This window comes from Stakelama marina (genome assembly GCF_018122655.1).
GTDB classification, from domain to species: Bacteria; Pseudomonadota; Alphaproteobacteria; order Sphingomonadales; family Sphingomonadaceae; genus Sphingomonas; species Sphingomonas marina.
This window is the reverse complement of the sequence record NZ_JAGRQC010000004.1, coordinates 205,997-229,178: the sequence shown is the minus strand read 5'-3', so window position 1 is coordinate 229,178 and position 23,182 is coordinate 205,997. Positions and strand designations below refer to the sequence as shown.

The following is a 23,182-nucleotide window of genomic DNA, read 5'->3' as shown; positions in this document are numbered from 1 at the left end:
GAAAGATGAAGAAGACGATGATCGCCGCAGTTGCGGTATTGGGGCTGGCCGGAGCGGGAATCGGAGCAGCGACCCTGTTGCCGCAAAACTCCGACGAACGGGTTCAACAAAATCCGGCCATTCTGCAAACGGCGAGCTTTGCGGTCGAGAATATGACCTGCGCGACCTGCCCGATCACAGTGCGGCGCGCAATGGAGGGCGTTGCGGGCGTGGAAGACGTCACGATCGATTACGAGGCGAAAACCGCCATCGCCCGGTTTGACCCTGCACAAACGACCACCACTGCCATCGCAGCGGCGTCGACCGACGCCGGTTATCCGGCGACCCTTGCGGCGAGCGCGCTATGATCGAACTGAAGTCCGAGATCACATGCCCTACTTGCGGGTACAAAAAGCTCGAAACGATGCCGACGGATGCCTGCTGGTTTTTCTACGATTGCCATGGTTGCGGTGTAAAACTCCGCCCCAATGCGGGCGATTGCTGCGTCTTCTGCTCATTCGGCACCATCCCCTGCCCGCCAATCCAGGAAACGCGTGCCGATGGCACGGGCGCCACATGTTGCGGAGGACGATGAGATGAATACGCGAAACTTCGATCTTATAGCGCTGGGTGTTGGCATGGCAGCCGTAAATGCCGCCAACAAATGCGCCTCAGCCGGTTGGTCGGTCGCGGTAGTCGACGAACTGCCTTATGGCGGCACCTGCGCCCTGCGCGGCTGCGATCCGAAGAAAATGCTCCGCCGCGGGGCGGAAATCATCGACGCAGCGCGGCTCATGCACGGCAAGGGCATCGAACCGAACGACATCGCCATCAACTGGCCCGATCTGGTCGCCTTCACGCAGACGTTCACCGACAAAATGCCCGGTCGGATCGAAAACGGTCTAAAGAGCAACGGCGTCACTACCCTTCACGGGAAAGCGCGCTTCGTCGGCGAAGATACCGTCGAAATCGACGGCCTAGGGCAGTTTCAGGCAAACCATTTCCTGATCGCAACGGGTGCCAAGCCGCGGACGATAGAGGTTCCCGGCTCCGAACACCTTACCGACAGCACCGAGTTCATGCGGCTCGATGCGCTGCCCGAACGCATCCTGTTCATCGGCGGCGGCTTCATCTCGTTCGAGTTTGGCCATATCGCAGCACGCGCGGGCAGCAAGGTGTGCATCATCGACCGTGGCGAGAGACCGCTCAAGGGTTTCGATGCCGATCTTGTCGAAAGACTCGTTGCGCGGGGCGAGGAAGTCGGCGTCCAACTGCGACGGCGCACGTCACTCAAAGCGATCGAGAAGGACGGGACGGGTTTTCTTGTCACGGTAGAAACTGACAACAAAACGAGAGGTTTGCGGGCCGATCTCGTCGTCCACGGCGCGGGCCGCGTCCCGGCAATTGACCGGCTTGACCTGGCCGCAGCCCATGTCGAGGCAGGTGACAAGGGCGTTGAGGTCAACGCCTACCTGCAAAGCACGTCCAACCCCAAGATCTACGCTGCCGGCGACGCGGCCGACACGCAAGGCGCGCCGCTTACGCCTGTCGCGGTTTTCGAGGGCAAGGTAGCTGCGTCCAATATGCTCAAGGGCAATCGCACCAAGCCGGATTATGCAGGCGTTCCGAGCGCCGTATTTACGGTACCAGAGCTAACCCGTGTTGGCATGCTCGAAGAGGAAGCTCGAGAGGCCGGACATGATATCCGCGTCGTCGAAAATGACACCGGCGACTGGTATTCCAACCTTCGCGTTGGCGAAAGCTGCGCTGCAACCAAGGTTATAATCGATAACGAAAGCGACACTATCCTGGGAGCTCATTTGCTCGGACCGGAGTATGGCGAGATCATCAATTTTTTCGGTCTCGCCGTCCGACTTGGACTGACAACAAGCGAGCTCAAGAAAATGGTTTCGGTCTACCCTAGCGTGGGATCGGACCTTGGCTCGATGGTGTGATTGTGTTGAAGTAGCGGTTGAATAAGGAATTCGGCATATTTTGATTTGGCGACGCAGAGAGATGCCTGCACCGTGACACTGCACGCCCGAGTTTAATCGACGAAGCTGAGATCGATTAACTGAAACATTTCGACGCATCTAGCGCATCTATCCGACGTCGCGCCAACGGATAATGTCGGCAAACCCGATCAATCCGTCGAACAGCGCCGCGACGACGAGGGACTGTTTACAATGGACCTGGTAGCGTTCGCGGGCCATCTTGAGATGCTGAATGACGGTTTCGGTGCTGATTTTTAGTATCATGGCCGTTTCAGCTGCAGTCTTCCCTCTTGCAACCCAGAGCAGACACTCTCGCTGCCGATCGGTCAGGGAGGGAACCTTCTCATCGAGTCTTTCTGAGCTCAGTCCCAGTGCACAGCTCAAAGCCAGCGTCCCGATCACTTCCGCGACGGCGAAACGCCGTCGGGGCAGTTCTCGATCGGGTCGAACAGCAAAGGTGCAGGTACCGCGCCCTATCCCGGGTAAGTGCCGCGGAACGGTATAGCCATTGCCAATTCCGCATTCCCGGCCAACATTGAGCATCTGACGGTCGCCGCGCGTGAGAGGGACAAGTTCGTCAATCCAGTCCCAGGCGAAACCGATGATGGTCTTGTCGCAGGCTCTTCGCACCGGATCCTGCCCTGCGAGGTCGAAGGCGATATAGACTTTCGCCCATTCGTCGGGATAGTCGTGCAATAGCAAGCCCGGTGCCTCGCACGATGTCGAACGCATCTCCAGGCTAAGTGCGAAGTGGTCGAAGCCAAGGCGCCGGGAAACCTGTTTAAGGGCGTCATCGAGCTCAGTGTCCGAACGAACATTGATAAGTTCGGTTGCAAATTCCTCCGCGAGATATGCGTACATAGACCTGCCGTTCGATCGGCAGCACGCAATCCAACACGCCGCCACCCGACCGCCTGCTCGGTGCCTGATCAGACGGTTCCATTCCACCTGTTCCGGCAGTTGCAGTTGCGACCCTGAAGGTCTGGTTCCAATCCGGGCGCGCTACAAAATTCAGCGGCTTGCCCAAGGAAAAACCATAGTGCATTCAGTGCGTTTGAAAAGGTCGGAACCGGCTTTGACGAAGCAAGTCGAGATAGCCGTGCGACGCCATCCTCCGTGCTTCGGCGACAAGACGCTGGGTCTGTCGGCGTTGCGATGACGATTTCCAGTCTATGGCGCGTTGCGCGGACAATCCGCGATAGACGAGGGTTCCCGCAATCTCTCGTAGGGTGACACCCTCAGGCGCTCTGGTCAGATTATCGAGTATCGCGAGCAGCAAGTGGAGGCGTCGGGACTGATAGGTGGTGGGCCGTAAGGGGTATCGCTTGGTGGGCACAGCGGAGCCAGCGACGCAGCAGTGAAACGCATCGAGCGCCGCTAGCCTGATCGGAACCGACTGGTCTTGAGGGATCAGATAATTGTCTCCACCCAACCGGGCTGAGGCCATAACGAGCAGCCGGTGACGAGCGCCCCTGCTGGCGAGGACCAGATGATCTCCCGAATTGCTCGCTCGCTTGACGATCAGGTCGCACGCTGCGCGCGCCGCCTTGACTGCATCGCCACCGCTAAGAATTACCACATGAGCGTTTTCCTCGGCTTGCCAGATTGCCGGATGGGTGCGAGCCGAAAGGTCGGGATCAATCGGGAAATTCAAGGCCCCATGAACGCGCCATTTGGCGGCAAGCTGTGGATTGCGGGTCGAAACCGCTTTCGCTGGCGATCCGTGCGTATTGTTGCCGGTACGCGGCATTGCGGCGCAGGAATTCCTGCGCGAAATCCGAATAGTCGAATGCGCCTGTCCGGTCGTTGCTGTCAAATGGTCGAGCCATGAAGCACCTCCTTTCTCGCCGATTTCGCTAGAGGCGCCAGCACCGCGCCGACATTCCAAGACCAAGGGATGCGCTTCCCCAGTACTGGGCATATTTGATCCGATGTTCGTCGAGACGCTGCGTTCTTAGAGAAGGCGACGACCGCTGCCACAGGCGGGTCCAAAATGGCTCTACTTACCTCTTGCCAGCCACTCCTATGTTGGGCAGATTGACTGCGCGCGGATTGATATTCTGGCACCGTCCGCGTGGATATTTCCGCCGGACATCATGCACGCCGGTCCATCGCAGGCCCGGCGGCCGAACCGATCAAGGGGCGTAAACCAGGTCCCGGACGGCGGCACAGACCTGGAACCCGCACCAGTTCGCCATGGCGAACTCAAGTGGCGGTCGCCTCCAAGTTCAAAGCATGACTCAAGTTGTCGCCGAAATTCGGCACCAATCTCCCCAGTGCGTGGGTCCCGCATATTGCTCTGCAAAAGTAAGCCGATCGGTCGGCCGCCGCCGCACACTCGATGCCCTCTACCGCGAGGAACGGGCTGGACTGATCGCCTATCTTGCGCGCCGCGTGGGCTCCGAACGCGCCCACGACCTGGCACAGGACGTGTTTCTGCGTGCAGCGACCAGCAAGCAGCTAACGGAACTCGTTAATCCTGCAGGCTTTCTGAGGCGGATTGCATTCAACTTGCTCGTGGACGAGGCGCGGCGACAAAAGCGCCGGATCAGGATCCAGCCACTTTTGGAGAACGCAGACGCGCCAAGCCGCGCGGCGCAAGAAGATGCTGTGCATGTCCACGAAACCCGGCAAGCGCTCGAAATCGCACTCGCAGAGCTCCCCGAAAAGTGCGCGCGCATCTTCGCGATGAACCGATTCGAGAAGAAAACCTACCGACAGATACATCTTGAGCTAGGCATCGCACTGCCGACGGTCGACTATCACATGATGAAGGCTCTGGCGCATTTGCGGCAGGCGCTCGGCCACACCTGCGAACCTGAGAATCCCAGCAGGATCCCAAGCGGAATTTAATTTCTATTGAAACTAAGGTGTTCGTAAGAGCGAGCGTCATTCCCTGTAGCGGCCTGACCGCGCCAGAACAGGGAGACCCCAATGTCATTAAGCATTCGCACACTTTCAATTCTTCTTTCCGGAACCACACTTGTGGGCGCAGCTCCGCCGCTTTTCGCCCAAGACAGTCCAGGCGAACAGGCACAAGATGACGCTACCGAGGTTGGCGATACGGCTTTGGACAACGAAAGTTCTGCGATCGTTGTCACGGGAACTCGAATCCGAGGCGCACGGGTCATCGGTGAAGTCATCGAACTTGATCGCGACACGATCGTCGAGGCCGGCCAAGTGGATCTGGGTGAAGCGATCCGCAGCCTACCCCAGAATTTCTCTGGAGGGCAGAACCCGGGGGTCGGCTCTGGTGCGGGGTTCGTCAACGAAAATGTCAATTCGGCTTCCACTGCCAACCTGCGTGGCATCGGTGCCGATGCAACGCTCACGCTGCTCAATGGTCATAGGCTTCCGTATAACTCGGCCTTTCAAGGGGTAGACATTTCGGCAATTCCTTTAGCGGCGGTCGACCGGATCGAAGTCGTGCCAGATGGTGCGTCGGCGCTCTATGGCTCGGATGCCGTGGGAGGGGTTATCAATGTCATCCTCCGGCGCGACTTCGATGGTCTCACAACGTCGGGACAGCTCGGTGCCGCAACCGATGGCGGCTACTTTCGCCAGCAATTCGATGCCGTCGGCGGCACCGGATGGCAAGGCGGCGGACTTATGCTCGCCTATGATTACGCCCATAATTCTTCGATCAGGGCCGATCAGCGTTCTTACGCCGCGACGCTCGATCCTGAGGTGACCCTCTATCCGGACATCCGTCGTCATGCCTTGACCTTGTCGGCGCATCAGGAGCTGGCACCGGGCATCCGCGCAACAATCGACGGGTTCTACTCCCGGCGCACTACCAGAGCCACGAACGGTGCGCCCGCGTTTCGCATTACCCAAAACCCGAAGCTGGAGGGCTATGCGATCGCGCCTGCCCTTGCGTTCGATATCGGGAGTGGCTGGGAAGCGAAGATTGCCGGTGTCTACGGCAGCGACCAGACCCGTCTGGATGGCACCTTTGTAATCGCGGGGTCGGATCCGATTGTCGCGAGTGGTCAATACTTCAACGAAACAACCACGCTTGAGGCGAGTGTGGAAGGGCCCCTTTTCGTTTTGCCAGGCGGCAGCGCGCGCTTGGCCATGGGCGCGGGCTTTCGGAACAACAGTCTGGCTTACGAGCGCAATGATGGCACCATAAGCACGACTTTCGACGTGAAGCGCCAAGCCCGCTTCGCTTTCGGCGAACTCTACCTTCCCCTTGTTTCCCCGCAAAACGACGTGGCCGGGATCGCCGAACTCACCGTGACCGCGGCGGTTCGCTACGAGGACTATCTGGGCCTTGACCAGCAGGCAACGCCAAGGATCGCCGTGCGCTACGCTCCTGTTGACAGCATTACCTTGCGCGCGAGCTGGGCTCGTTCGTTCAAGGCCCCAACGCTCTACCAGCAGTATGTCTTCTACCAGGCAATCGCGGTCCCGGCATCATTTGTCGGCACGGGAACGGGTTCGGATACGATCATTGCCGCAGCTGGCGGCAATTCCGACGTCGAGGCCGAACGCGCAAGAAGCTGGACAGCCGGCTTCGACTTTTCTCCCTCCAGCATCCCGGAGATCACGATCTCAGGTACCTGGTTCAATACTCGGTTCACCGACCGGGTCGTCGCTCCTATCTCGGGGTCAGTATTTGCCGCCTACGGTGATCCCGCATACGCCAGCCTAATCAATTTCACGCCCACCCTTGGCGCGATCAACGAGCTCATCAATGGAGCGCAGTTTGGCCTTGAGAATTTCACCGGCGCGCCGTTCGACCCGGCGAGCGTGATCGCAATCATTGACAATCGTAGTATCAACGTCGCGACATGGTCCATCCACGGCATCGATGCGCGTATCGATTGGAACCATGAGCTCGGCGACAGGCGATCGGTCGGGTTCGACCTCTCGGGCAGCTGGCTCGAGAGTGAGCAGCGGATCGTCGACTCATTACCGATCGTTCCACTCGCCGGGACGGTCTTCAATCCACCCAAGTACCGGCTGCGCGGAACAGCGCGTCTCGGATTAGATCGCTTCCTGACAAGTGTTTCCCTGAACTACACAGGGGCGCTTTTGGATCGTCGGTTCGAAAACAAAAGGCGCCTGGCTCCGAGCGCGACACTTGATGTTGCAGCAACTTACACGCTGGATCAGGGTGACGGTCGCGAGCCAGGCCTTGAGCTATCTCTTTCGATCCAGAACCTCTTCGATCAGGCACCACGAGGCATCGAACAGGTCGGACCCTACGACACTCCCTACGATTCGACGAACTATTCGCCGATCGGCCGCTTTGTCTCCGTGGGCATCCGGAGGCACTGGTGATGAGCCCGCTGCTGCTTGCGGCATTGGCCCAATCCATCGTTCCTGTTGCAACGCCCAGCGAGAGCGGCGGCGATCCGTGTACTACTTTCGAAAGCGCGCCTACATCGCAAGCAGAAGCGCTTCCGATGAGCATTGCGGAACTCGCCGAGATCGCCGACATCGGCTCGCCCGTCCCCGGTTCTCCACCGGCGTTCGGCATCTCTCCGGACAGGAAGCGGATCGCGGTTCTCGTCAGCCGGGGTAATCCCGCCGAGAACCACTACTGCCAGCGGTTGCTGGTCATGCCAATCTCGGGACAGGGCATCCCCGTCGAACTCGCCCGCGGTGGCGCCTTTATTGCCGACGACTATTCGCTGCGCGACTTCTCCTTCGTACAGGCCGGTTGGCCGCGGCCCAATCCGCCACGCTGGTCGCCGGACGGGACGCTGATCGCCTTCCTGCGCCGCGAGGAGGGCAGGACGCAGGTTTGGCTGGTCGACCCGGACGGAAACGCTCCTCCCCGAAGGGCCACGGACCTTGCGGACGACATCGATACCTTTGCCTGGGCCGCAGATGGAAGAGGCCTGATCGTTGCCTCGAGACCCGGGATCCACGCGGCTGCCCAGGCAATTGCTGAAGAGGGGAGCAGCGGGTTCCTCTACGACGAGCGCTTCGCCCCGCAACTCGCAGACCGCCCCATCCCCACGGGCGAGGTAACAACCCGATATACCTTCGTATCGCTTTTCGAAGGCTACACACGTGTTGCCACGGCGGAAGAGCGCGCCATGCTGGCACCGCTGCGACCAGGCAAGACTTCGACCACTGCGACGATGTGGCGAACGGGCACACAAGACCGATTGGCGTGGATTGAACCAAAGGAACCGGAGCAAATATTGAGTCCCACCCGGCTCGTGATCGCCGATCCCGACGGCAGGCGCAGGGTCTGTTCGAGAAGCGAGTGCGAAGGGATCTTCGAATTGTGGTGGTCGTCCGATGGGACCTCGCTGATGGCCTTGCAGCGGACAGGCTGGGCAAGGAGCCGGACTGCGCTGCTGCGATGGGACAATGAAGAGGCGCTCCCGCAGCGCGTCTTCGAAACCGATGATGTCATCGCAGGGTGTCACTCCGCTGGGCGGGAGGCAATCTGTACCCGAGAGGGATCGACACGCCCGATCAGGATCGTCGCGTTTAACCTGCGCAGCGGCGCGCAGCGCATCGTCTACGATCCAAATCCGCAACTCGCTGGCACGCGCTGGGGGGAAGTGCGTCGCCTGCGCTTCCGCAATGCCTACGGGGTGGAAAGCTTTGCCGACCTGGTGCTGCCGCCTGGGCATCGCGCAGGGGAACGGCTCCCGATGGTCGTGGCGGGCTATTCCAGCCGCGGCTTTCTTCGAGGCGGGACGGGGGACGATGTCCCGATCCAGCCGCTCGCCGCGCGCGGGTTCGCGGTCCTTAGTTTCGCACGTCCAGGTTTCCTGCCTGCGGTGAGGGAGGCTCGATCGGAGATCGAGACGCGGACGCTGCTCGAGGAGCCTTGGGCCGATCGCCGCTCGGTGCTGTCGTCCCTCGAAATGGCGATCGAACTAGCAGTAGGCTCTGGAGCGGTCGATCAACGCCGAATTGGAATAACCGGCTTCAGCGACGGAGGGGCTTCGGCGCAGTTCGCACTCATCAACTCGGACCTGTTTGCCGCCGCCTCGTTTACGACGTGCTGCGAAGACAGCGGTTCTTTCGCCCTGGTGGCCGGCCCGCGCTTTACAGACTACCTCAGGGCTATGGGGTACCCCTACTTCGACGGTCCGGCTGACGCATTCTGGCAGCCGATGTCGCTTCTTCGCAATGTCGAGAACATCGACACACCGATGCTGATCCTGGCTGCGGATAGCGAATACGAGGCTGCACTCGATGTGTGGGAGACCTACCGGCATCGCGGCAAAGCGATCGAGATGCGTGTTTTTCCGGGCGAAACACATTATCGCTGGCAACCGGCACACCGGCTCGCCACCTACCGCTGGCAGATCGATTGGTTCTCCTTCTGGCTTGCGCATCAATGGGATTGCAGCGCGGCGAGGATGCCACAATACGCGCGCTGGCTGGCGTTCCCCGACGCACCGGAACGGTCAGACCTCCACTGCTATCCTCCGGCGTCAACGGCTCCATGAGCGTGCCCAATTCTCGGCCTCTAGCAGGTCCAACAGGCGTTCGATCAGCACAAGGTCAGTGACCTCGTCTACGTCCAAGGCTAACGCGAGCGCCGATCGATCTAGGATGTTATTGGTCGCAAGGAGACCTCCAAGAAGTCGCTCACGAATGACCGGACGGTGGCGGGCGAAAGCAAGACGCAGAAAGCTGTCGGGGCCGGTTTTTGAAGTTCTGGTTCGAATCGATACTGGCAACTCTCGGGCGAAGGCGGACCGCGCCGGTGCGCGGTTGCGCCCTCCCTGACTCCAAACCCAGCTGGGAACGCCGAGACAGTATTCGACGAGCGGCTGGCTTGCGAGTGGAGAAAAGCGTCCCCCATCCTCGGCCACACTATGGAGATGATTTTGGGCATGCATCAGTAGCCGCAGATGATCGATTGCGCCCGACCGGTGTGGCGTCCATCCGGCGAGCCAAGGGGTCAATGGATCGAGCTCGATCTCCTGAACGTCGCACGCCAACAGGCTCGAATCTTCGGGCCAAGGATCCTTCGGTCCTGCTCCCCTGATGCGCCGCAGCGCCGCAACAAGCATGACAGGCACGCTGCATCCGGTAATGTGGCACATATCGAGGACCGTTTGGCACGTCGCTCGGTTAAGACCACTGGCGCGCAGTCGGTCGACGACCGGCGCGGCCGAATGAAGATAGCAGAACAGATTGTCGCCGTTGTTCCCGTCGAGGATCACATCCGCCGCCATCTCCGTACGCGCCGAGTCAAGCAGATCGTCGAAAGTGGTACGGAATGCACGCCGGGCTGGTCGTGCCAGTCGCCGAGAAGCGGATCGGGACGGATCGAACGCAGCTGCATCAAGCGTCCGCTCGAGACACCGAACATCGAGTGCTTTAGCGACAGATTGCGCGTGAAGACGCTCGTCGCCGCTCGGATCAGCGGTCGAAATAGTGATGCAATCGAAGTCGATCCCGCCGACTGCCAGAGCCGCAGCGACCAAGGAGGAGTCGACGCCGCCAGATAATGCAACCCCGACCCGCCCGAACCACTCCGCCCAGCACGTCATGACGGAAACGCTCAGGGCGCGCAGATGTTCGCTCGCTTCCTCGAGACCGGGCGCTTGCACACCTGGCAACATCGCGCTCGGCTCCCATAGCACTTTTCGGCGCATTTCTATTTGACCGAATTCGACCAAGATACCCGGGACAAGCTCCTCCACACCGACCAGACAGGTGGTGCGGCACCTGAGTTCAGGCCGCAGCAAATGCGCAGCAACCGCTTGGTAATTTATCGTCGTTCTGAACAAGGCAGGATCGCTAGCGACCAGTCTGTGCGTGTCGGTTTCCATCGAATATACCGGCGCAAGGCCGGATGGGTCGGGGAATACTCCGATCGAAGATCTCGATGGGTCATGCTGGATCGCAACATAGGCACCCCAATATCGGCTAATCAGGTGTCGCGCGAATTGCTCGGTATCGGGAGCGACCGGCTCGATATCCCTTTCGCCCGAGATCGAGCCAAAACTTGATTTCGAGAAGAGTGCGCCAATTAGTATTGCATCGCTAGCGACCGCGATGCTGGACACGCCGGGAGCAATCCACAGTGCCGGGTGTCCGGCAATCGCCTCTTCCGGCCGAGAAACGTGTCGGGGCAAGCCCGACATAACTGCACCATGGGGAAGAGCCAGCAGGAACCGGAGCGGCGTCATACAACAAGGATTGGGGTATAGCGCAAGACTTCCTCGATCGAGTCGTTGAGCACGGTCTCGCCGTGCTGCACCCAGCAATGGGCACGAAACGGATGAAGGCTCACACCGAGCACAACGAAAGTTGCATCGCCGACTGCAGCCAGATTGCTGGAAAGGGCAAGCGATCTGGGAAGACATCGATCGGCCGATGTACGGAGCAGGCGGGTCTGGCCAAAGGAATGGACCACCGCACTACCCTGCCCGCTCAGGTTATCGCGCCGAAAAGCCCGGCGTTCAACGAAGCGGCGGTGGTTCTCGAGGATTTTCTGGAAAGAGGTCGTTGCGATCCGGGTTTCAATGCGGCGCTCTATCCACAAGGCGCGCGCGACCCGCGCGAGGTTGAAAGTTCCTCTCTCCTGTGCCGGTGAGGTCTTCGCGGGTTTTTGCCAATCTGATGGGCGCGGAAGAAAGTCGGGCTGGGCCCAGCCACCACGGGCGTTGTTCTCCCCCGCAGCGAGGAACTCGCGTTCGCTTTGCGGGCGCAGCCGAAAATATCGGTCCTTTGCGACATCGAGAAAGACAAGGTGCTCCCCGATGCGACACCAGGCCAGAGCCGAGACGTCTTCTACAGCAATTGCCATGGGTGCAGATGGCGGGAGCGCGAGCGTCACCGGCCCGCGCTCCGCCTTGAGTCAATCGTCGACGAGGCCGGGGGTGGAATTCTGCTTGCCGATACCGGCATCGACGAATAACTGGCCCGCGCCCTTCGTTTCGACTGTCGCCTTGCCGAGATCGATAACCTCGCTGTCGGCGTTCTCGAAGTCCTTCATGATATGCTCCTAAGGTTGCAGTTGCGACTCTCTCAGCCGCCTTGGGAGCATGTTCTTCGATTCAATTATGATCCAACTTATAATGGAATTATAAACAGATAGTCCGGCAACTGAGGTGCGACCGGGTGATGGAAGCACCCGTTGGCAAGTGCATCGATGGTTTTAGCGAGTAGCCTGGACATGCGCATCGCCACCCGGTCGCGAGGAACCTGAATTCCCGATCCGAAAGTAGAGCCGATCATATGTGGGGATACCGGGCAATTCTACATATTTGCGTATTTCTTATCTAATAGTGGTTAAGAGAGACCAGAAAAAGCCCGGACAGTCTCAGAACTTATCGACTTGATGATGCATGCGTTCTTGTGCGTGCCTTGGCGAAATCCCGGTCACTAGCGACGAAGCGCTCGATCATTGGTGGGATCAGAGCTGCGGGCTCGGGTGCACCCTCTGAAACGCCGCCATTGAGCACGACCCCATATTCGACGAGTCGGCGATGAAGCCGCGCAGGAATCTCGACCGTCAACTTGACGGGCTTGCCATCGGTGACATCGGAGAGCTTGAGTCGGGTCATGCACCACCCTCCAGCACAATATCGCGCGTCACCAGAACGCGTACGGGAAAGCCGGGACGGATCGTCAGCGTCGGGCGGATGTCGAGCTCGCGTGCAACGACCTGCTCGCCCGCGCGATTGATGCTGTCCTGGGTACCGCGGCGAACAGCGCGCAGCAGATCATCATCTCCGCCTGCGCCGAGTTCGCCGCCAATCCCGAGCAAAGTGGAAACGAGCGCCGCCTTGACGACACCGCCCCAATGGTAATCGACGCCGTCCTCCAGCCCGGCATAGCCCGAGGGATCGGCAGCTGGCTGGCGATCGAGCACGATCGAGCGACCATCGGGCAGGATGAGCCTGGTCCAGGCCAGCAGCAACCGACGTTGGCCGAATCCGACATCGGACTCGTACTCACCAATCAGGCGCGCACCTTGCGGGATCAGAAGGTGCCGCCCGGTCAGGCTGTCATAGACATTCTCGGTCACCTGCGCGGTCACGAGGCCCGGCTGGTCCGACCGGATACCGGTGATCAGCGCTGCCGGAATGATCGACCCGGCCCGAAGCAGCCAGCCAGATGGCACCGCCTCAAGCCGCTGCACGGACGCCGTTTGCATGTCGGCGGGCCGTTCGAGAAAACTCGGCCGCGCGGTTGAGACGGATGGCTGAACTGGTGCTGGGGGTTGCGGCCCAGCCCCCGAAGCTGCCGGACTGGAATTGGCGGCGGGTGTCCCACTGCCGAAAAACAGTCGACTGCCGCGCGCCGCCTCGCGTTCCTGTTCCAAGCGTTCGCGCGCCATATCCTCGGGGCTAGGCGAAGCCCGCTGGGACGGTGTTGGAGGCGGGCCGCCGACCGGTGGAAGCGCGGCAACAGCCCCGCGATCCTGCGCCTCGAGGATCGGTTGACCGAGATCACCCGGTAGCGGCGGCCCTAATCTCGGAACCTGGGAATAGTCCGTCGGGGCCGTGGCAAGTCCGTCTGCCACAGCGATTCCGTCGGTGTTCACTAGCTCTTCGCCGACGTCCTGCGAAGCCGGCTGCAGGGCGTAGAGCAGTATACCGCCAAGCACGGTCAGACCCGCGGCGCTGGCAATGCCGATAGCCTTGCGCGAGAGCCTGACCACGCGCGGTGCTTCCCCGCGCAATTGAACGATGCTTTCGGCATCGGGTGGCGGCTCGGTCTTGCTTTCCTCGTTCACGACCGCCCCCGCTTGCGGTTTTCGATCTTCACGCGGACCTGTCTGCGACCGGCACCGAGGCGCAGTTCGGCCTTGTGGAAGAGGCGGTCGACGATGAGATAGCGCCCGGTGACCCGGTAGTTGACCAGCTCGGCTGCGCCACCGGCGCCCACCACGAAAAATGGCGGCATTTCGCCCTGGGCGATATCGGGTGGAAACTCGACCAGGGTCCGCTGTCCGTCGTCGAAGACCCGTAGCGGGCGCCAGTCAGGCTTGTCACCCGAGATGCGGTAATCGAAATTGAGCGCCTCAAACGTGAACCCGTCGGCGACTGGTGCTGTGCGCGCCGCTTGCTCTTCTTCGCGGCGCAACGCGATCAGTTCGTCGGCCGGATAGGACCAGCTGACCGAGGCCATATAGATGTCCGGGTTGGCGCGCAGTTCGATATGATAGGTGCGGCGGTCGGTATTGATGACCAGATTGGTGGCGATATCGGGCCGCGTCGGTTTGATGAGGATATGCACCCGCTGCGTCGCTCCCGAGCCGCTCAGCGTGTCGCCGATCATCCAGCGCACGGTATCACCTGCAGCGACCGGCCCGGGGCCGACCAGCGTTTCGCCCTCCTGCAAGGCGATGTCGGTCACCTGCCCGGGTTTGGCGTAGACTTGGAACAATGCACCTTCGCGATAGGCATAGCGCTGGATGGCATTGTCGAATCCGGCATTGTCCGGTTCGATCCTGGCGGCCTCGTTCGCCGCTCCCACATGGCTCTGAGGACTAGGGGCGGGGTCAGAGGCAGGGGAGCGGCGCGCGGCAGTGGGGGATGCCTGCCGCGAGGGGGTGGTGGCATATGCAAGGGCCTGAACAAGGCGGGATGCATCGGCGAGGTCGGAGGCGATGATCGCCCGCGATGCGGCCCGAGCCTGCGGCGCAGGTGTCGCTGCTGCGGGCGATCCGGCAAAAAGCAGAACGCCGGCTGCGAGCAGCGCCGGTCGGGAGAACGCAAGTAGGTGGGTCATCAGCCAAGCTCCTTTGACCAGTTGATCGAGGTGACGAAGATCCCGAGCGGATTGCTGGTGAGCGCGTCGGGCGTTCTGGGAGGCTGGACGGCAATGCCGAGAATGGCGGTCCAGCGAGTGGTTTCGGCGAGCGCGCCGTCACGGTAGCGCCGCTCGACCCAGGCCACGCGGAAGCTGCGCGGGGAGGCACGGATCACGCTGGTGACATCGACCGCCACCTGTTCGCGGCCGATTGCCGCGAACGGGTCGTTGGCCCGCGCATAATCATTGAGCGCCAAGGCACCCTTGTCGCTGGCGAACTGGTAGGCTCTGAGCCAGTTCTCGCGGACAACAATTGGATCGTCGGGGATAGCGCGGACTTGCTCGATAAACCGCGCGAGGTGAAACGCGATCTGCGGATCTGTCGGTGCGAACTCCGCATTGGCGGGCGCGACGCTACGCGCTTCGCCCAGCTTGTCGACTTCGACCACCCAGGGAACGATGGTGCCGCGCGCATTCTGCCACACGAGCCCGCCGGTCAGCGCTGCCGACAGGCCGAGCGCACCGAAAAAAGCGTAGCGCCAGCTCTTTGCCTGGACGCGCGCGGAACCGATGCGCTCGTCCCAGACCTGCGCCGCGCGCTGGTAGGGCGTCTCTGCTTGAGGCGTCTTTGCGTACCGGATCGAAGGCCGTTTGAACATTGAAAGCTAATCCTTCTCTTTGGTGTCGATGGAAGCGCCTGCACCGTGGCCATCACCGGAGCGCACGGTGTGCGCGGCAAGTGAGGCCGAATGCCCCAGGCTCTGTCTGTGCTTCATGGACCGCGCCCAGGCCGGCGGGCCGTTCGTCTGTTCCGGATCCGGTGACGAAGCACCGTGAGCGGGCACGATGCGGCCACCCATGTTCCCGACCGACGCACGCGCCCCGTCGCGGAAATTGCTCCTGGCGCTGTCCGCCGCTTTACGTAGCGGAGACATGACGGCACCGCCTGCTGCGCGGCCAACACCCGCCATGCCGCCTGCAACCGCGGCGCCGCCGCTCTTGCCCGCCGAACCGGTCGCATAGGCCATGGTCGCACCTCCTGCGGCGCGCGAGGTGCCTCGCGCGACGGAAGAGGCAGCACTGGCGACCGCGCCGCCCGCAAGCTTGGCACCGGCGACGCCGCCGACCGCAGCGCCGCCTGCCAGAAGCGCGGTGCCCGCGGCAGCGCCTGCACCGAGCTGCGGACCGCCCGCGACAATGCCATTGGCGATCCCCGGGCCGAAAATGCCGAGACCGAGCAGGGTGAGGCTGGCGAGCACGATGGCAAGCGCATCCTCGATGGTCGGCTCGCCGGGGATGGCGCCGGTGAATTCGGCGAAGAGCGTGGAACCGATGCCGATGATGACGGCGAGAACCAGCACCTTGATTCCTGACGAGACCACATTGCCGAGCACGCGTTCGGCGAGGAATGCGGTCTTGCCGAACAAGCCAAAGGGAATGAGGACGAAACCCGCCAAGGTCGTCAGTTTGAACTCGATCAGGGTGACGAACAGCTGGATGGAGAGAATGAAGAAGGCGATGATGACGATCGCCCAGGCGACCAGAAGAATGATGATCTGCAGAAAATTCTCGAAGAAGCCGACATAGCCCATCAGATCGGCAATCGATTCGAGGAGCGGCCAGGCGGCATCGATGCCGACCTGCGCTACCCTTCCCGGCTGCAACAGATCGCTCGCGCCGAGCCCCGAGCCGCTCGCCTTCAGGCCTAGCCCGGCAAAGCTGTTGAACACGATATTGGCGAGCGCGCTCCAGTTGCCGATGATGTAGGCAAAGATACCGACGAAGAGCGTCTTCTTGACGAGCCGGGCGATGATGTCGTCGTTTGCGCCCCAGCTCCAGAACAGAGCGGCGAGCGTGACATCGATCACGATCAGCGTGGTCGCGATAAACGCTACCTCGCCCGAAAGCAGTCCGAAGCCGCTGTCGATATATTGCGAGAAGATCGCGAGGAAACGATCGACAACACCGGTGCCGCCCATGTCAGTTCTCTCCTCTCGCTTCGCGGGAAAAGGACTCAGGCAGCGCCCTGTCGTCGATCCCGGAATAAGCCTCGGGGTGATCGACGGCGAAGAAGCGGCGGCGCTTCTCGGCCCAGGCGGCGCGGCAATCGGGCGAGGACAGCGCCAGTTCGCCCATTTCAGCGCAAACCCTCAGCTGTGCCGGCAGCGGATCGCCGTCGGGCACCCATATGCGCCGGTCGGCTTGCCGCACCGGCGCGGGCTCCTCGCGCAGCTGGACGATCGTCGTCGCGACGGCGAGACCGACGAACACAGCGGCACCAATGCGCGCGAGGAGCTTGGTGTCCATCGCGGATCAGTCCGATCCGCCGGGCAGATAGCGCGGACGAATAGCGAGAAACCGCCTCAACTGCTCGCGCGCCTGTGCCTTGGCCGCCGCGCGTTCGGCGGCATCGAGCGCCTGCGCCCTGCCAGTAGCGGCGATCGTGGCGGTCAGGTCGGCCAGCTGGCGGGCCTGCAACGCCAGCAGCTGGTTGCCAGCCTGTGCTGCCTGCAAGGCGCCCGTGGCGGACTGGCTTGCGGAAACGAGGCTGCCGAGCGCTTCGCGCGAACCTTCGATATTGGCAACCGTGCCCGCCTGGACCTTGAGGGCATCTTCGAAGGCCACCACGCTGTTTTGCCAGCGCGCCTCGGCGCCGTCGACCATCGCCCGCTGCGAGGCACCGAGGGGAACGTTCTTGTAATGCTGTTCGAAAGCGCCCTCGATGGTGCGGACATCGTAGGCGATGCGCTGGGCTTCGTTCAGCAGTTGTTGGGTCTGCCGGATCTGGTCCTGCAGGGGCTGCACGATCGTCAGCGGCAGGCTCTGAAGGTTCTTCGCCTCGTTGATGAGCGACGTCGCCTGGTTCTGCAGCATGCGGATCTGGTTGTTGATCTGCTCAAGCGTGCGAGCGGCAGTCAGCACGTTCTGCGCGTAATTGGACGGATCGTAAACGATCCCGCCGAACTGGGCGTGTGCAGGCGTTGATACCAAGGCGCTCGTACTCGCCAAGGCGAGCGCAGTGCCCATGGCCATGCTGCGGAAGATTTTTCGAGAGGTCACTTCAGGTCTCCTTCTGGTGAGATTGGGGGGTCGGAAGAGTGCGCATCGCTGCCGAGCAATTCGGCGGCCCAGTGGAGGCCGCGATACCTCAGCCAGTGGGCGGCAAAGCCGCTCCGGCCATGCTCTTCGATGATACGGGACATGGCGAGCTGGTCACTCTTGGAAGAGGCGGCGGCAAAGGCGAGCGCCACTTCGCCAAGGCCGAGTTCGAACAGGCGGTTACCGCGAGAGGACTGACAGTAATAATCGCGCTTGGCCGTTGCCCGGCTGAGGATTTCAATCTGGCGGTCGTTCAGTCCGAAGCGGCGATAGATACCCAAAATCTGGGGTTCGACCGCCCGGTCGTTGGGCAGGAAGATTCGCGTCGGGCAGCTTTCGATAATCGCGGGCGCGATCGCCGAGGTCTCGATATCGGCAAGGCTTTGAGTGGCGAAAACGACGCTCGCATTCTTCTTGCGCAGGGTCTTGAGCCATTCGCGCAGCTGCGCGGCAAAGGCCGGACTGTCGAGCACCAGCCAGCCTTCATCGATAATGATGAGTGTGGGCGAGCCGTCGAGGCGGCCTTCGATACTGTGAAACAGATAGGATAGCACGGCGGGCGCAGCCGCCGATCCGGTCAGCCCTTCGGTCTCGAACGCCTGGAAACTCGCTTCGCCCAGCCGCTCGCTCTCGGCATCGAGCAGCCGTCCGAACGGCCCACCGACGCAGTAGGGGGCAAACGCCTGCTTCAATGCCTGCGATTGCAATAGGACAGCGAGCCCGGTGAGCGTGCGCTCAACGACCGGCGCGCTCGCCAGCGAGCTCAGCGCCGACCACAGATGATCCTTGGTCTCCGGATCGATTGCGACGCCCTCAGCAGCGAGAATCGCCTGGAGCCATTCCGAGGCCCAGTTGCGCTGTGCTGGCTCATCGATCCGCGCCAGCGGTTGCAGCAGGACTGCCTCGTCGCTGTCCTCGGAAAGACTCGATCCCAGATCCTGCCAATCGCCGCCGCACGCGAGCGCGGCCGCACGGATCGAGCCGCCGAAATCGAAAGCGAAAATCTGCGACCCGGCATAGCGGCGAAACTGCATCGCCATCATTGCCAGCAACACCGATTTGCCCGCCCCGGTCGGACCGACGACGAGGCTATGTCCGACATCGCCGACATGAAGCGAAAATCGGAACGGGGTCGAGCCTTCGGTCTTGGCGTAAAACAGCGGCGGCGCGTCAAAATGCGCATCGCGTTCCGGTCCGGCCCAGACGGCCGAAAGCGGCATCATATGCGCAAGGTTGAGTGTCGAGATCGGGGGCTGGCGAACATTGGCGTAGACATGGCCGGGCAGCGATCCGAGCCACGCCTCGATCGCATTCATGCCTTCGGTCACGCAGGTAAAATCGCGCCCCTGAATGACCTTCTCGACCAGTCGCAGTTTCTCGGCGGCAAGCGCCGGTTCCTCGTCCCACACCGTAACGGTCGCGGTGACCAGCGCGAGCCCGACATGGTCGGCGCCCAGCTCCTGTAGAGCGGCATCGGCATCCTCGGCCTTGTTGGCTGCATCGCTGTCGACCAGCACCGAGGCTTCGTTGGTCATCACTTCCTTGAGGATCGCGGCGACCGATTTGCGCTTGGCAAACCACTGGCGGCGAATTTTCGAAAGCAGCTTCGTGGCGTCGCTCTTGTCGAGCATGATCGCCCGCGTCGCCCAGCGATAGGCGAAGCCCTGCGCATTGAGTTCATCGAGCAGCCCGGGGAATGTCGCGCTGGGAAAGCCGATCACGGTCAGTGTCCGCAGATGGGCCGTACCCAGGCGCGGTTCGAGACCGCCGGTCAGTGGCTCGTCGGCAAGCAGCGCATCGAGATGCATCGGGGTTTCGGGAACGCGTACATCGTGCATCCGCGTCGAGATGCAGCTGTGAAGATAACTTAGTGTCTCGCCATCATCGAGCCATTGGACCTCGGGAAAGAACCCTTCGAACAGGCGCAGCAGCCGGTCGGTCCGATCGGCGAAGCCCTCGAGAAGCTCGCGCGGATCCGCGCCTTTCTCGGCCTCGCCTTCGTAGAGCCAGCTTTCAGCCCGCGCGGCATCCTCGGCAGGCGGCATCCATAGGAGGGTCAGAAAATAGCGGCTCTCGAAATGCGCGCCTTCTTCTGCGAACTGCGCGGCGCGCTCTCGTTCGACCAGTGCCGAGGCCGGATCGGGAAAGGCGCAGGCGGGATAATCCAGTGCCGGACGGCGCACGGCCTCGACGAATATCGACCAGCCCGAACCGAGCCGGCGCAGCGCGCTGTTCAACCGCGCCGTCGTTGCAACCAGTTCGGCAGGTGTCGCGCTGTCGAGATCCGGCCCGCGAAAGCGAGACGTGCGCTGGAAGCTGCCGTCCTTGTTGAGCACGACGCCGGGGGCGACGAGCGCCGCCCATGGCAGGAAGTCCGCAAGCCGGTCGGCCTTGTTTCGATATTCGCGCAGGGACAGCATGGCTCAGACCTGCAGATGCGCGGGGAACCGCAGATGCCGCCGCGCGACATCGACGAATTGCGGATCGTGCCGGGCGGCCCAGACCGCGACCATGTGGCCGAGCGCGAAAAACGCGATGCCTGCGATCCACAGCTGCAGACCCAGTCCGATCGCGCCCGCCAACGTCGCATTGGCGATGGCAAGCCCGCGCGGCGCACCGCCGAGCAGGATATGCTCGGTCAGCGCCCGGTGGACAGGGACCGCAAAGCCGTTCGGCAAAGAAGATTGACCGCTGTCCATCAGACCAGCGCTCCGCCGCCGAAGGAGAAGAACGAAAGGAAGAAGGAGGACGCGGCAAAGGCGATCGAAAGCCCGAAGACGATCTGGATCAGGCGCCTGAAGCCTCCCGATGTATCCCCGAAAGCGAGCGCCAGCCCGGTGGCGATGATGATGATCACCGCGACAATCTTGGCGACCGGGCCCTGGATTGATTCGAGGATCGCCTGGAGCGGCGCTTCCCACGGCATCGACGAGCCGGCGGCCTGGGCGGGCGCCGCAAATGCCAGCGCAATGACGCTCCCAACGATCAAAGCGGACAGGCGCGGTCGCGCCCGCGAAAAGATATGGGTCACGAATGGTCTCCTGTTGTGGATGGAAGGGGTGCGAGGACGTATTCGCCCGCGGCATCGAGTCCGCGCACCTCGGCGAGTTCGGCAAGGCGCCGCCCGGTGCCGTCGCGCACAAGCACGGCGATAATATCGATGGTCTCGGCGATCAGCGCGCGCGGCACGGTGACCACGCTTTCCTGGATAAGCTGTTCGAGCCGCCGCAGTGTGCCAAGCGCCGAGCCGGCGTGAAGCGTGCCGACCCCGCCTGGATGACCGGTGCCCCAGGCTTTCAGCAGATCGAGCGCCTCGGCACCGCGCACCTCTCCGATGGGAATGCGATCGGGCCGCAGGCGCAGCGCCGACCGGACAAGATCGGACAAAGTCGCAACGCCGTCCTTGGTTCGCAGCGAGACCAGATTGGGCGCTGCACATTGCAGCTCCAGCGTATCCTCGATGAGGACGACACGGTCGGACGTGGCTGCGACCTCGGCGAGCAACGCATTGGTGAGCGTCGTCTTGCCGGTCGAGGTGCCGCCGACGACCAGAATGTTCTTTCTCGCAGCGACCGCACCGGCAAGCGCTTCGGCCTGCCATTTGCTCATGATCCCGGTCGTCACGTAATCGGCCAGCGAGAACACCGCGATGGCTGGTTTGCGGATGGCGAAGCTCGGGGCGGCAACCACCGGTGGCAGCAGACCTTCGAAGCGCTCGCCGCCTTCCGGCAGTTCGGCGGACACACGCGGTACGCTTGCATGAACCTCGGCGCCGACATGATGGGCAACCAGCCGGATGATGCGCTCACCATCGGCTGCACTCATCAGACATTCGGTCGCCGCGAGACCCTCGCCCAATCGGTCGACCCAGAGACGCCCGTCGGGGTTGAGCATGACTTCGATGACATCGGGCTCGTCGAGCCAGCGAGCGATGTCGCCGCCAAGCGCAGTGCGCAGCATGCGCGCACCGCGCGATGAGATTTCGGACCGAAGGGGGATAACGCTCATGGACTGCCTCGGATGCGGCAACCGACCACCGGCTGCATTCGCGAGGCAGATCAAAAAGACATTACTTTGCCCTCGGGCAACAGGGATCTGCAATGAGGGTAGAAGAGCGAAGAATAAGAAAGAAAGGACAAGATTAAATCGGGAGGGCGTCGCATTCAGGCTCGAACGCCGCGCGATCGTGGTTGCTTTGGCTGGCCAGGTTTGGTCTTATCGGTGCAACGATTTCAATGAAGGTTGTTCCTTGCGCAGACCCGGTCCCGCCTATCTCGATTTCATGGCCTCAACTCCGGTCGATCCCTCGGTGATCGATGCGATGACGGATGCGATGAGCCATGACTGGGGCAATCCGCATTCGGATCACGCGCATGGTCTGCAAGCCTCGAAAATTGTCGAACGATCGCGCGAAGCGCTCGCGGCGCTGCTCGGTGCCGGGGAGGACGAAATCCTCTTCACCAGCGGAGCAACCGAGGCGAACAACCTCGCCATCAAAGGTGTCATGAGCTCAGCCGAACGACGCGGAAACCATCTGGTGGTGTCGTCGATCGAGCACAAATGCGTGCTGGAAGCTGCCGGTTCGCTCATGAAAAGCGGGATCGAGGTCACCGAAATCCGACCAGGGGCAGATGGCCGCATTCGCGCAGAAGCCATCGCGCAGGCTCTAAGGCCCGACACGGCGCTCGTATCGGTCATGCACGCCAACAACGAGACGGGCGTCATTCAACCCGTGCGCGAGATTGCCGAAATCTGTCATCGCCAGGGTGTCCTGTTTCACACAGACGCGGCGCAGACCGTCGGAAAGATCGATGTCGATTTCACTTATATCGGTGCCGATCTGCTGAGTTTCTCCGGTCACAAGTTCTACGGTCCCAAAGGGATCGGCGGGCTTGCCGTGTCGCGCGCCGCGCGGTTGCGGCTCGTTCCGCAGCTTGATGGCGGTGGACAGCAGCCTCTCGGACGCAGCGGCACGGTGCCGGTTCCGCTTTGCGCCGGGCTTGCAGCGGCGGCGCGGCTTTACGAGCGCCACGGCCAGTCGGCACGCACACATATTCAATCATTACAAAGACTTTTCGAAGATCGGGTCACCAGGAAGGGATGTCCTTTCACTATCAATCCGCATGCCGAGCGCATCCCGGGTTGCACAAGCCTCAGGGCCGAGGGAGTGAATGCGGAAGACATCCTCTTGCATGCCCGCGGCGAACTATCGGCATCAACAGGCTCAGCCTGCAACTCAGGCAGCATCGAGCCGTCTTACGTCCTGTTGGCGCAAGGGCTTTCCTTTGACGAGGCTTCGTCGTCCGTTCGCATCGGGATTGGCCGAACCACTTCCGAGGCGGACATTGACCGTGCCGTCACTGCGCTCTTGGCTGCGTACGAGAAAGCCTACCGCGCCGCTGCCTGAAGCC

24 protein-coding genes are annotated in these 23,182 nt (G+C 61.9%); 7 read left to right on the top strand and 17 right to left on the bottom strand.

The genetic code is table 11. The features are described 5' to 3' along the window. The first annotated feature begins 5 nt into the window (after positions 1-5). Genes J7S20_RS13700 through J7S20_RS13690 form a run of 3 tightly spaced genes read left to right on the top strand, consistent with a single transcriptional unit; the run spans position 6 to position 1,934 of the window. A complete protein-coding gene (locus J7S20_RS13700; protein ID WP_284054793.1) occupies positions 6-347 on the top strand; it encodes a heavy-metal-associated domain-containing protein in 342 nt (113 codons plus the stop codon). Beyond that, positions 344-574 carry a GDCCVxC domain-containing (seleno)protein gene (locus J7S20_RS16315; protein WP_347709242.1) on the top strand — a complete coding sequence of 77 codons (231 nt, stop codon included), beginning with the start codon at positions 344-346 and terminating at the stop codon, positions 572-574. The genes J7S20_RS13700 and J7S20_RS16315 overlap by 4 nt, the downstream gene beginning before the upstream one ends. After that, positions 468-1,934, top strand: a complete 1,467-nt coding sequence (locus tag J7S20_RS13690; RefSeq protein ID WP_347709241.1) for a dihydrolipoyl dehydrogenase family protein — start codon at positions 468-470, stop codon at positions 1,932-1,934. The genes J7S20_RS16315 and J7S20_RS13690 overlap by 107 nt, the downstream gene beginning before the upstream one ends. A 147-nt stretch (positions 1,935-2,081) precedes the next feature. Here the strand turns inward: J7S20_RS13690 and J7S20_RS13685 are convergent, their stop codons facing one another. The 3 genes from J7S20_RS13685 to J7S20_RS13675 form a co-directional block, all read right to left on the bottom strand. Beyond that, complete coding sequence (locus tag J7S20_RS13685) at positions 2,082-2,834, bottom strand: LuxR family transcriptional regulator (protein WP_284054792.1); 753 nt, start codon at positions 2,832-2,834, stop codon at positions 2,082-2,084. 184 nt (positions 2,835-3,018) lie between these two features. Then, positions 3,019-3,627 (bottom strand): DUF2285 domain-containing protein, encoded by a 609-nt coding sequence (locus J7S20_RS13680; protein WP_284054791.1) that lies wholly within the window; start codon positions 3,625-3,627, stop codon positions 3,019-3,021. Next, positions 3,611-3,802, bottom strand: coding sequence for a transcriptional regulator domain-containing protein (locus tag J7S20_RS13675; RefSeq protein ID WP_284054790.1), 192 nt, complete (start codon positions 3,800-3,802; stop codon positions 3,611-3,613). The genes J7S20_RS13680 and J7S20_RS13675 overlap by 17 nt, the downstream gene beginning before the upstream one ends. 406 nt (positions 3,803-4,208) lie before the next feature. On the opposite strand from J7S20_RS13675, the gene J7S20_RS13670 reads away from it, so the two are divergent. From J7S20_RS13670 to J7S20_RS13660, 3 genes are all read left to right on the top strand, one after another. After that, positions 4,209-4,826, top strand: coding sequence for an RNA polymerase sigma factor (locus J7S20_RS13670; RefSeq protein WP_284054789.1), 618 nt, complete (start codon positions 4,209-4,211; stop codon positions 4,824-4,826). A gap of 81 nt (positions 4,827-4,907) precedes the next feature. Beyond that, positions 4,908-7,262: a TonB-dependent receptor plug domain-containing protein gene (locus J7S20_RS13665; RefSeq protein ID WP_284054788.1), complete on the top strand. Its 2,355-nt coding sequence runs from the start codon at positions 4,908-4,910 to the stop codon at positions 7,260-7,262. Next, complete coding sequence (locus J7S20_RS13660) at positions 7,262-9,403, top strand: Atxe2 family lasso peptide isopeptidase (RefSeq protein WP_284054787.1); 2,142 nt, start codon at positions 7,262-7,264, stop codon at positions 9,401-9,403. The genes J7S20_RS13665 and J7S20_RS13660 overlap by 1 nt, the downstream gene beginning before the upstream one ends. Here the strand turns inward: J7S20_RS13660 and J7S20_RS13655 are convergent. The 14 genes from J7S20_RS13655 to trbB all read right to left on the bottom strand — a co-directional run bounded on the left by J7S20_RS13655 (position 9,389) and on the right by trbB (position 21,779). Beyond that, positions 9,389-11,098, bottom strand: a complete 1,710-nt coding sequence (locus J7S20_RS13655) for an asparagine synthase-related protein (RefSeq protein ID WP_284054786.1) — start codon at positions 11,096-11,098, stop codon at positions 9,389-9,391. The genes J7S20_RS13660 and J7S20_RS13655 overlap by 15 nt on opposite strands. Then, entirely contained in the window at positions 11,095-11,718 is a 624-nt protein-coding gene (locus J7S20_RS13650) for a lasso peptide biosynthesis B2 protein (RefSeq protein WP_284054785.1), read from the bottom strand. The genes J7S20_RS13655 and J7S20_RS13650 overlap by 4 nt, the downstream gene beginning before the upstream one ends. Positions 11,719-11,769: 51 nt before the next feature. Continuing rightward, positions 11,770-11,907, bottom strand: coding sequence for a benenodin family lasso peptide (locus J7S20_RS13645; RefSeq protein WP_179407679.1), 138 nt, complete (start codon positions 11,905-11,907; stop codon positions 11,770-11,772). A gap of 334 nt (positions 11,908-12,241) precedes the next feature. Next, positions 12,242-12,478, bottom strand: a complete 237-nt coding sequence (locus J7S20_RS13640; RefSeq protein WP_284054784.1) for a DUF2274 domain-containing protein — start codon at positions 12,476-12,478, stop codon at positions 12,242-12,244. Further along, entirely contained in the window at positions 12,475-13,653 is a 1,179-nt protein-coding gene (locus J7S20_RS16365) for a TraB/TrbI/VirB10 family type IV secretion system protein (protein ID WP_284054783.1), read from the bottom strand. Before J7S20_RS16365 ends, J7S20_RS13640 begins: the two co-directional genes overlap by 4 nt. After that, the gene (gene trbG, locus J7S20_RS13630; protein WP_284054782.1) at positions 13,650-14,651 is read right to left on the bottom strand and encodes a P-type conjugative transfer protein TrbG; all 1,002 of its coding nucleotides are present in this window, start codon (positions 14,649-14,651) and stop codon (positions 13,650-13,652) included. Before trbG ends, J7S20_RS16365 begins: the two co-directional genes overlap by 4 nt. Then, complete coding sequence (gene trbF, locus J7S20_RS13625; RefSeq protein WP_284054781.1) at positions 14,651-15,331, bottom strand: conjugal transfer protein TrbF; 681 nt, start codon at positions 15,329-15,331, stop codon at positions 14,651-14,653. The genes trbG and trbF overlap by 1 nt, the downstream gene beginning before the upstream one ends. Before the next feature lie 6 nt (positions 15,332-15,337). Then, positions 15,338-16,651 (bottom strand): P-type conjugative transfer protein TrbL, encoded by a 1,314-nt coding sequence (trbL, locus tag J7S20_RS13620; protein ID WP_284054780.1) that lies wholly within the window; start codon positions 16,649-16,651, stop codon positions 15,338-15,340. Position 16,652: 1 nt separating this feature from the next. Next, positions 16,653-16,979, bottom strand: a complete 327-nt coding sequence (gene trbK-alt, locus J7S20_RS13615) for a putative entry exclusion protein TrbK-alt (protein WP_284054779.1) — start codon at positions 16,977-16,979, stop codon at positions 16,653-16,655. A 6-nt stretch (positions 16,980-16,985) separates the two neighbouring features. Beyond that, complete coding sequence (trbJ, locus tag J7S20_RS13610; protein ID WP_430980951.1) at positions 16,986-17,732, bottom strand: P-type conjugative transfer protein TrbJ; 747 nt, start codon at positions 17,730-17,732, stop codon at positions 16,986-16,988. Next, a complete protein-coding gene (gene trbE, locus J7S20_RS13605) occupies positions 17,729-20,191 on the bottom strand; it encodes a conjugal transfer protein TrbE (RefSeq protein WP_284054778.1) in 2,463 nt (820 codons plus the stop codon). Before trbE ends, trbJ begins: the two co-directional genes overlap by 4 nt. A gap of 3 nt (positions 20,192-20,194) precedes the next feature. Further along, positions 20,195-20,470 (bottom strand): VirB3 family type IV secretion system protein, encoded by a 276-nt coding sequence (locus J7S20_RS13600; protein WP_284054777.1) that lies wholly within the window; start codon positions 20,468-20,470, stop codon positions 20,195-20,197. Continuing rightward, a complete protein-coding gene (locus J7S20_RS13595) occupies positions 20,470-20,793 on the bottom strand; it encodes a TrbC/VirB2 family type IV secretion system protein (RefSeq protein ID WP_369813978.1) in 324 nt (107 codons plus the stop codon). Before J7S20_RS13595 ends, J7S20_RS13600 begins: the two co-directional genes overlap by 1 nt. A gap of 5 nt (positions 20,794-20,798) precedes the next feature. After that, positions 20,799-21,779 (bottom strand): P-type conjugative transfer ATPase TrbB, encoded by a 981-nt coding sequence (gene trbB, locus J7S20_RS13590; protein ID WP_284054776.1) that lies wholly within the window; start codon positions 21,777-21,779, stop codon positions 20,799-20,801. Positions 21,780-22,053: 274 nt separating this feature from the next. Here trbB and J7S20_RS13585 point away from each other — a divergent pair, with 274 nt between their 5' ends. Beyond that, positions 22,054-23,178 carry a cysteine desulfurase family protein gene (locus J7S20_RS13585; RefSeq protein WP_284054775.1) on the top strand — a complete coding sequence of 375 codons (1,125 nt, stop codon included), beginning with the start codon at positions 22,054-22,056 and terminating at the stop codon, positions 23,176-23,178. The last annotated feature ends 4 nt before the right edge of the window (positions 23,179-23,182 follow it).

Bases quoted from the DNA above. Each gene is read 5' to 3' on its own strand.
- J7S20_RS13700 (WP_284054793.1), top strand. From the start codon at position 6: ATGAAGAAGACGATGATCGCCGCAGTTGCGGTATTGGGGCTGGCCGGA.
- J7S20_RS16315 (WP_347709242.1), top strand. From the start codon at position 344: ATGATCGAACTGAAGTCCGAGATCACATGCCCTACTTGCGGGTACAAA.
- J7S20_RS13690 (WP_347709241.1), top strand. From the start codon at position 468: ATGCGGGCGATTGCTGCGTCTTCTGCTCATTCGGCACCATCCCCTGCC.
- J7S20_RS13685 (WP_284054792.1), bottom strand. From the start codon at position 2,834: ATGTACGCATATCTCGCGGAGGAATTTGCAACCGAACTTATCAATGTT.
- J7S20_RS13675 (WP_284054790.1), bottom strand. From the start codon at position 3,802: ATGGCTCGACCATTTGACAGCAACGACCGGACAGGCGCATTCGACTAT.
- J7S20_RS13670 (WP_284054789.1), top strand. From the start codon at position 4,209: ATGACTCAAGTTGTCGCCGAAATTCGGCACCAATCTCCCCAGTGCGTG.
- J7S20_RS13665 (WP_284054788.1), top strand. From the start codon at position 4,908: ATGTCATTAAGCATTCGCACACTTTCAATTCTTCTTTCCGGAACCACA.
- J7S20_RS13660 (WP_284054787.1), top strand. From the start codon at position 7,262: ATGAGCCCGCTGCTGCTTGCGGCATTGGCCCAATCCATCGTTCCTGTT.
- J7S20_RS13655 (WP_284054786.1), bottom strand. From the start codon at position 11,098: ATGACGCCGCTCCGGTTCCTGCTGGCTCTTCCCCATGGTGCAGTTATG.
- J7S20_RS13650 (WP_284054785.1), bottom strand. From the start codon at position 11,718: ATGGCAATTGCTGTAGAAGACGTCTCGGCTCTGGCCTGGTGTCGCATC.
- J7S20_RS13645 (WP_179407679.1), bottom strand. From the start codon at position 11,907: ATGAAGGACTTCGAGAACGCCGACAGCGAGGTTATCGATCTCGGCAAG.
- J7S20_RS13640 (WP_284054784.1), bottom strand. From the start codon at position 12,478: ATGACCCGACTCAAGCTCTCCGATGTCACCGATGGCAAGCCCGTCAAG.
- trbG (WP_284054782.1), bottom strand. From the start codon at position 14,651: ATGACCCACCTACTTGCGTTCTCCCGACCGGCGCTGCTCGCAGCCGGC.
- trbF (WP_284054781.1), bottom strand. From the start codon at position 15,331: ATGTTCAAACGGCCTTCGATCCGGTACGCAAAGACGCCTCAAGCAGAG.
- trbL (WP_284054780.1), bottom strand. From the start codon at position 16,651: ATGGGCGGCACCGGTGTTGTCGATCGTTTCCTCGCGATCTTCTCGCAA.
- trbK-alt (WP_284054779.1), bottom strand. From the start codon at position 16,979: ATGGACACCAAGCTCCTCGCGCGCATTGGTGCCGCTGTGTTCGTCGGT.
- trbE (WP_284054778.1), bottom strand. From the start codon at position 20,191: ATGCTGTCCCTGCGCGAATATCGAAACAAGGCCGACCGGCTTGCGGAC.
- J7S20_RS13600 (WP_284054777.1), bottom strand. From the start codon at position 20,470: ATGGACAGCGGTCAATCTTCTTTGCCGAACGGCTTTGCGGTCCCTGTC.
- trbB (WP_284054776.1), bottom strand. From the start codon at position 21,779: ATGAGCGTTATCCCCCTTCGGTCCGAAATCTCATCGCGCGGTGCGCGC.
- J7S20_RS13585 (WP_284054775.1), top strand. From the start codon at position 22,054: ATGGCCTCAACTCCGGTCGATCCCTCGGTGATCGATGCGATGACGGAT.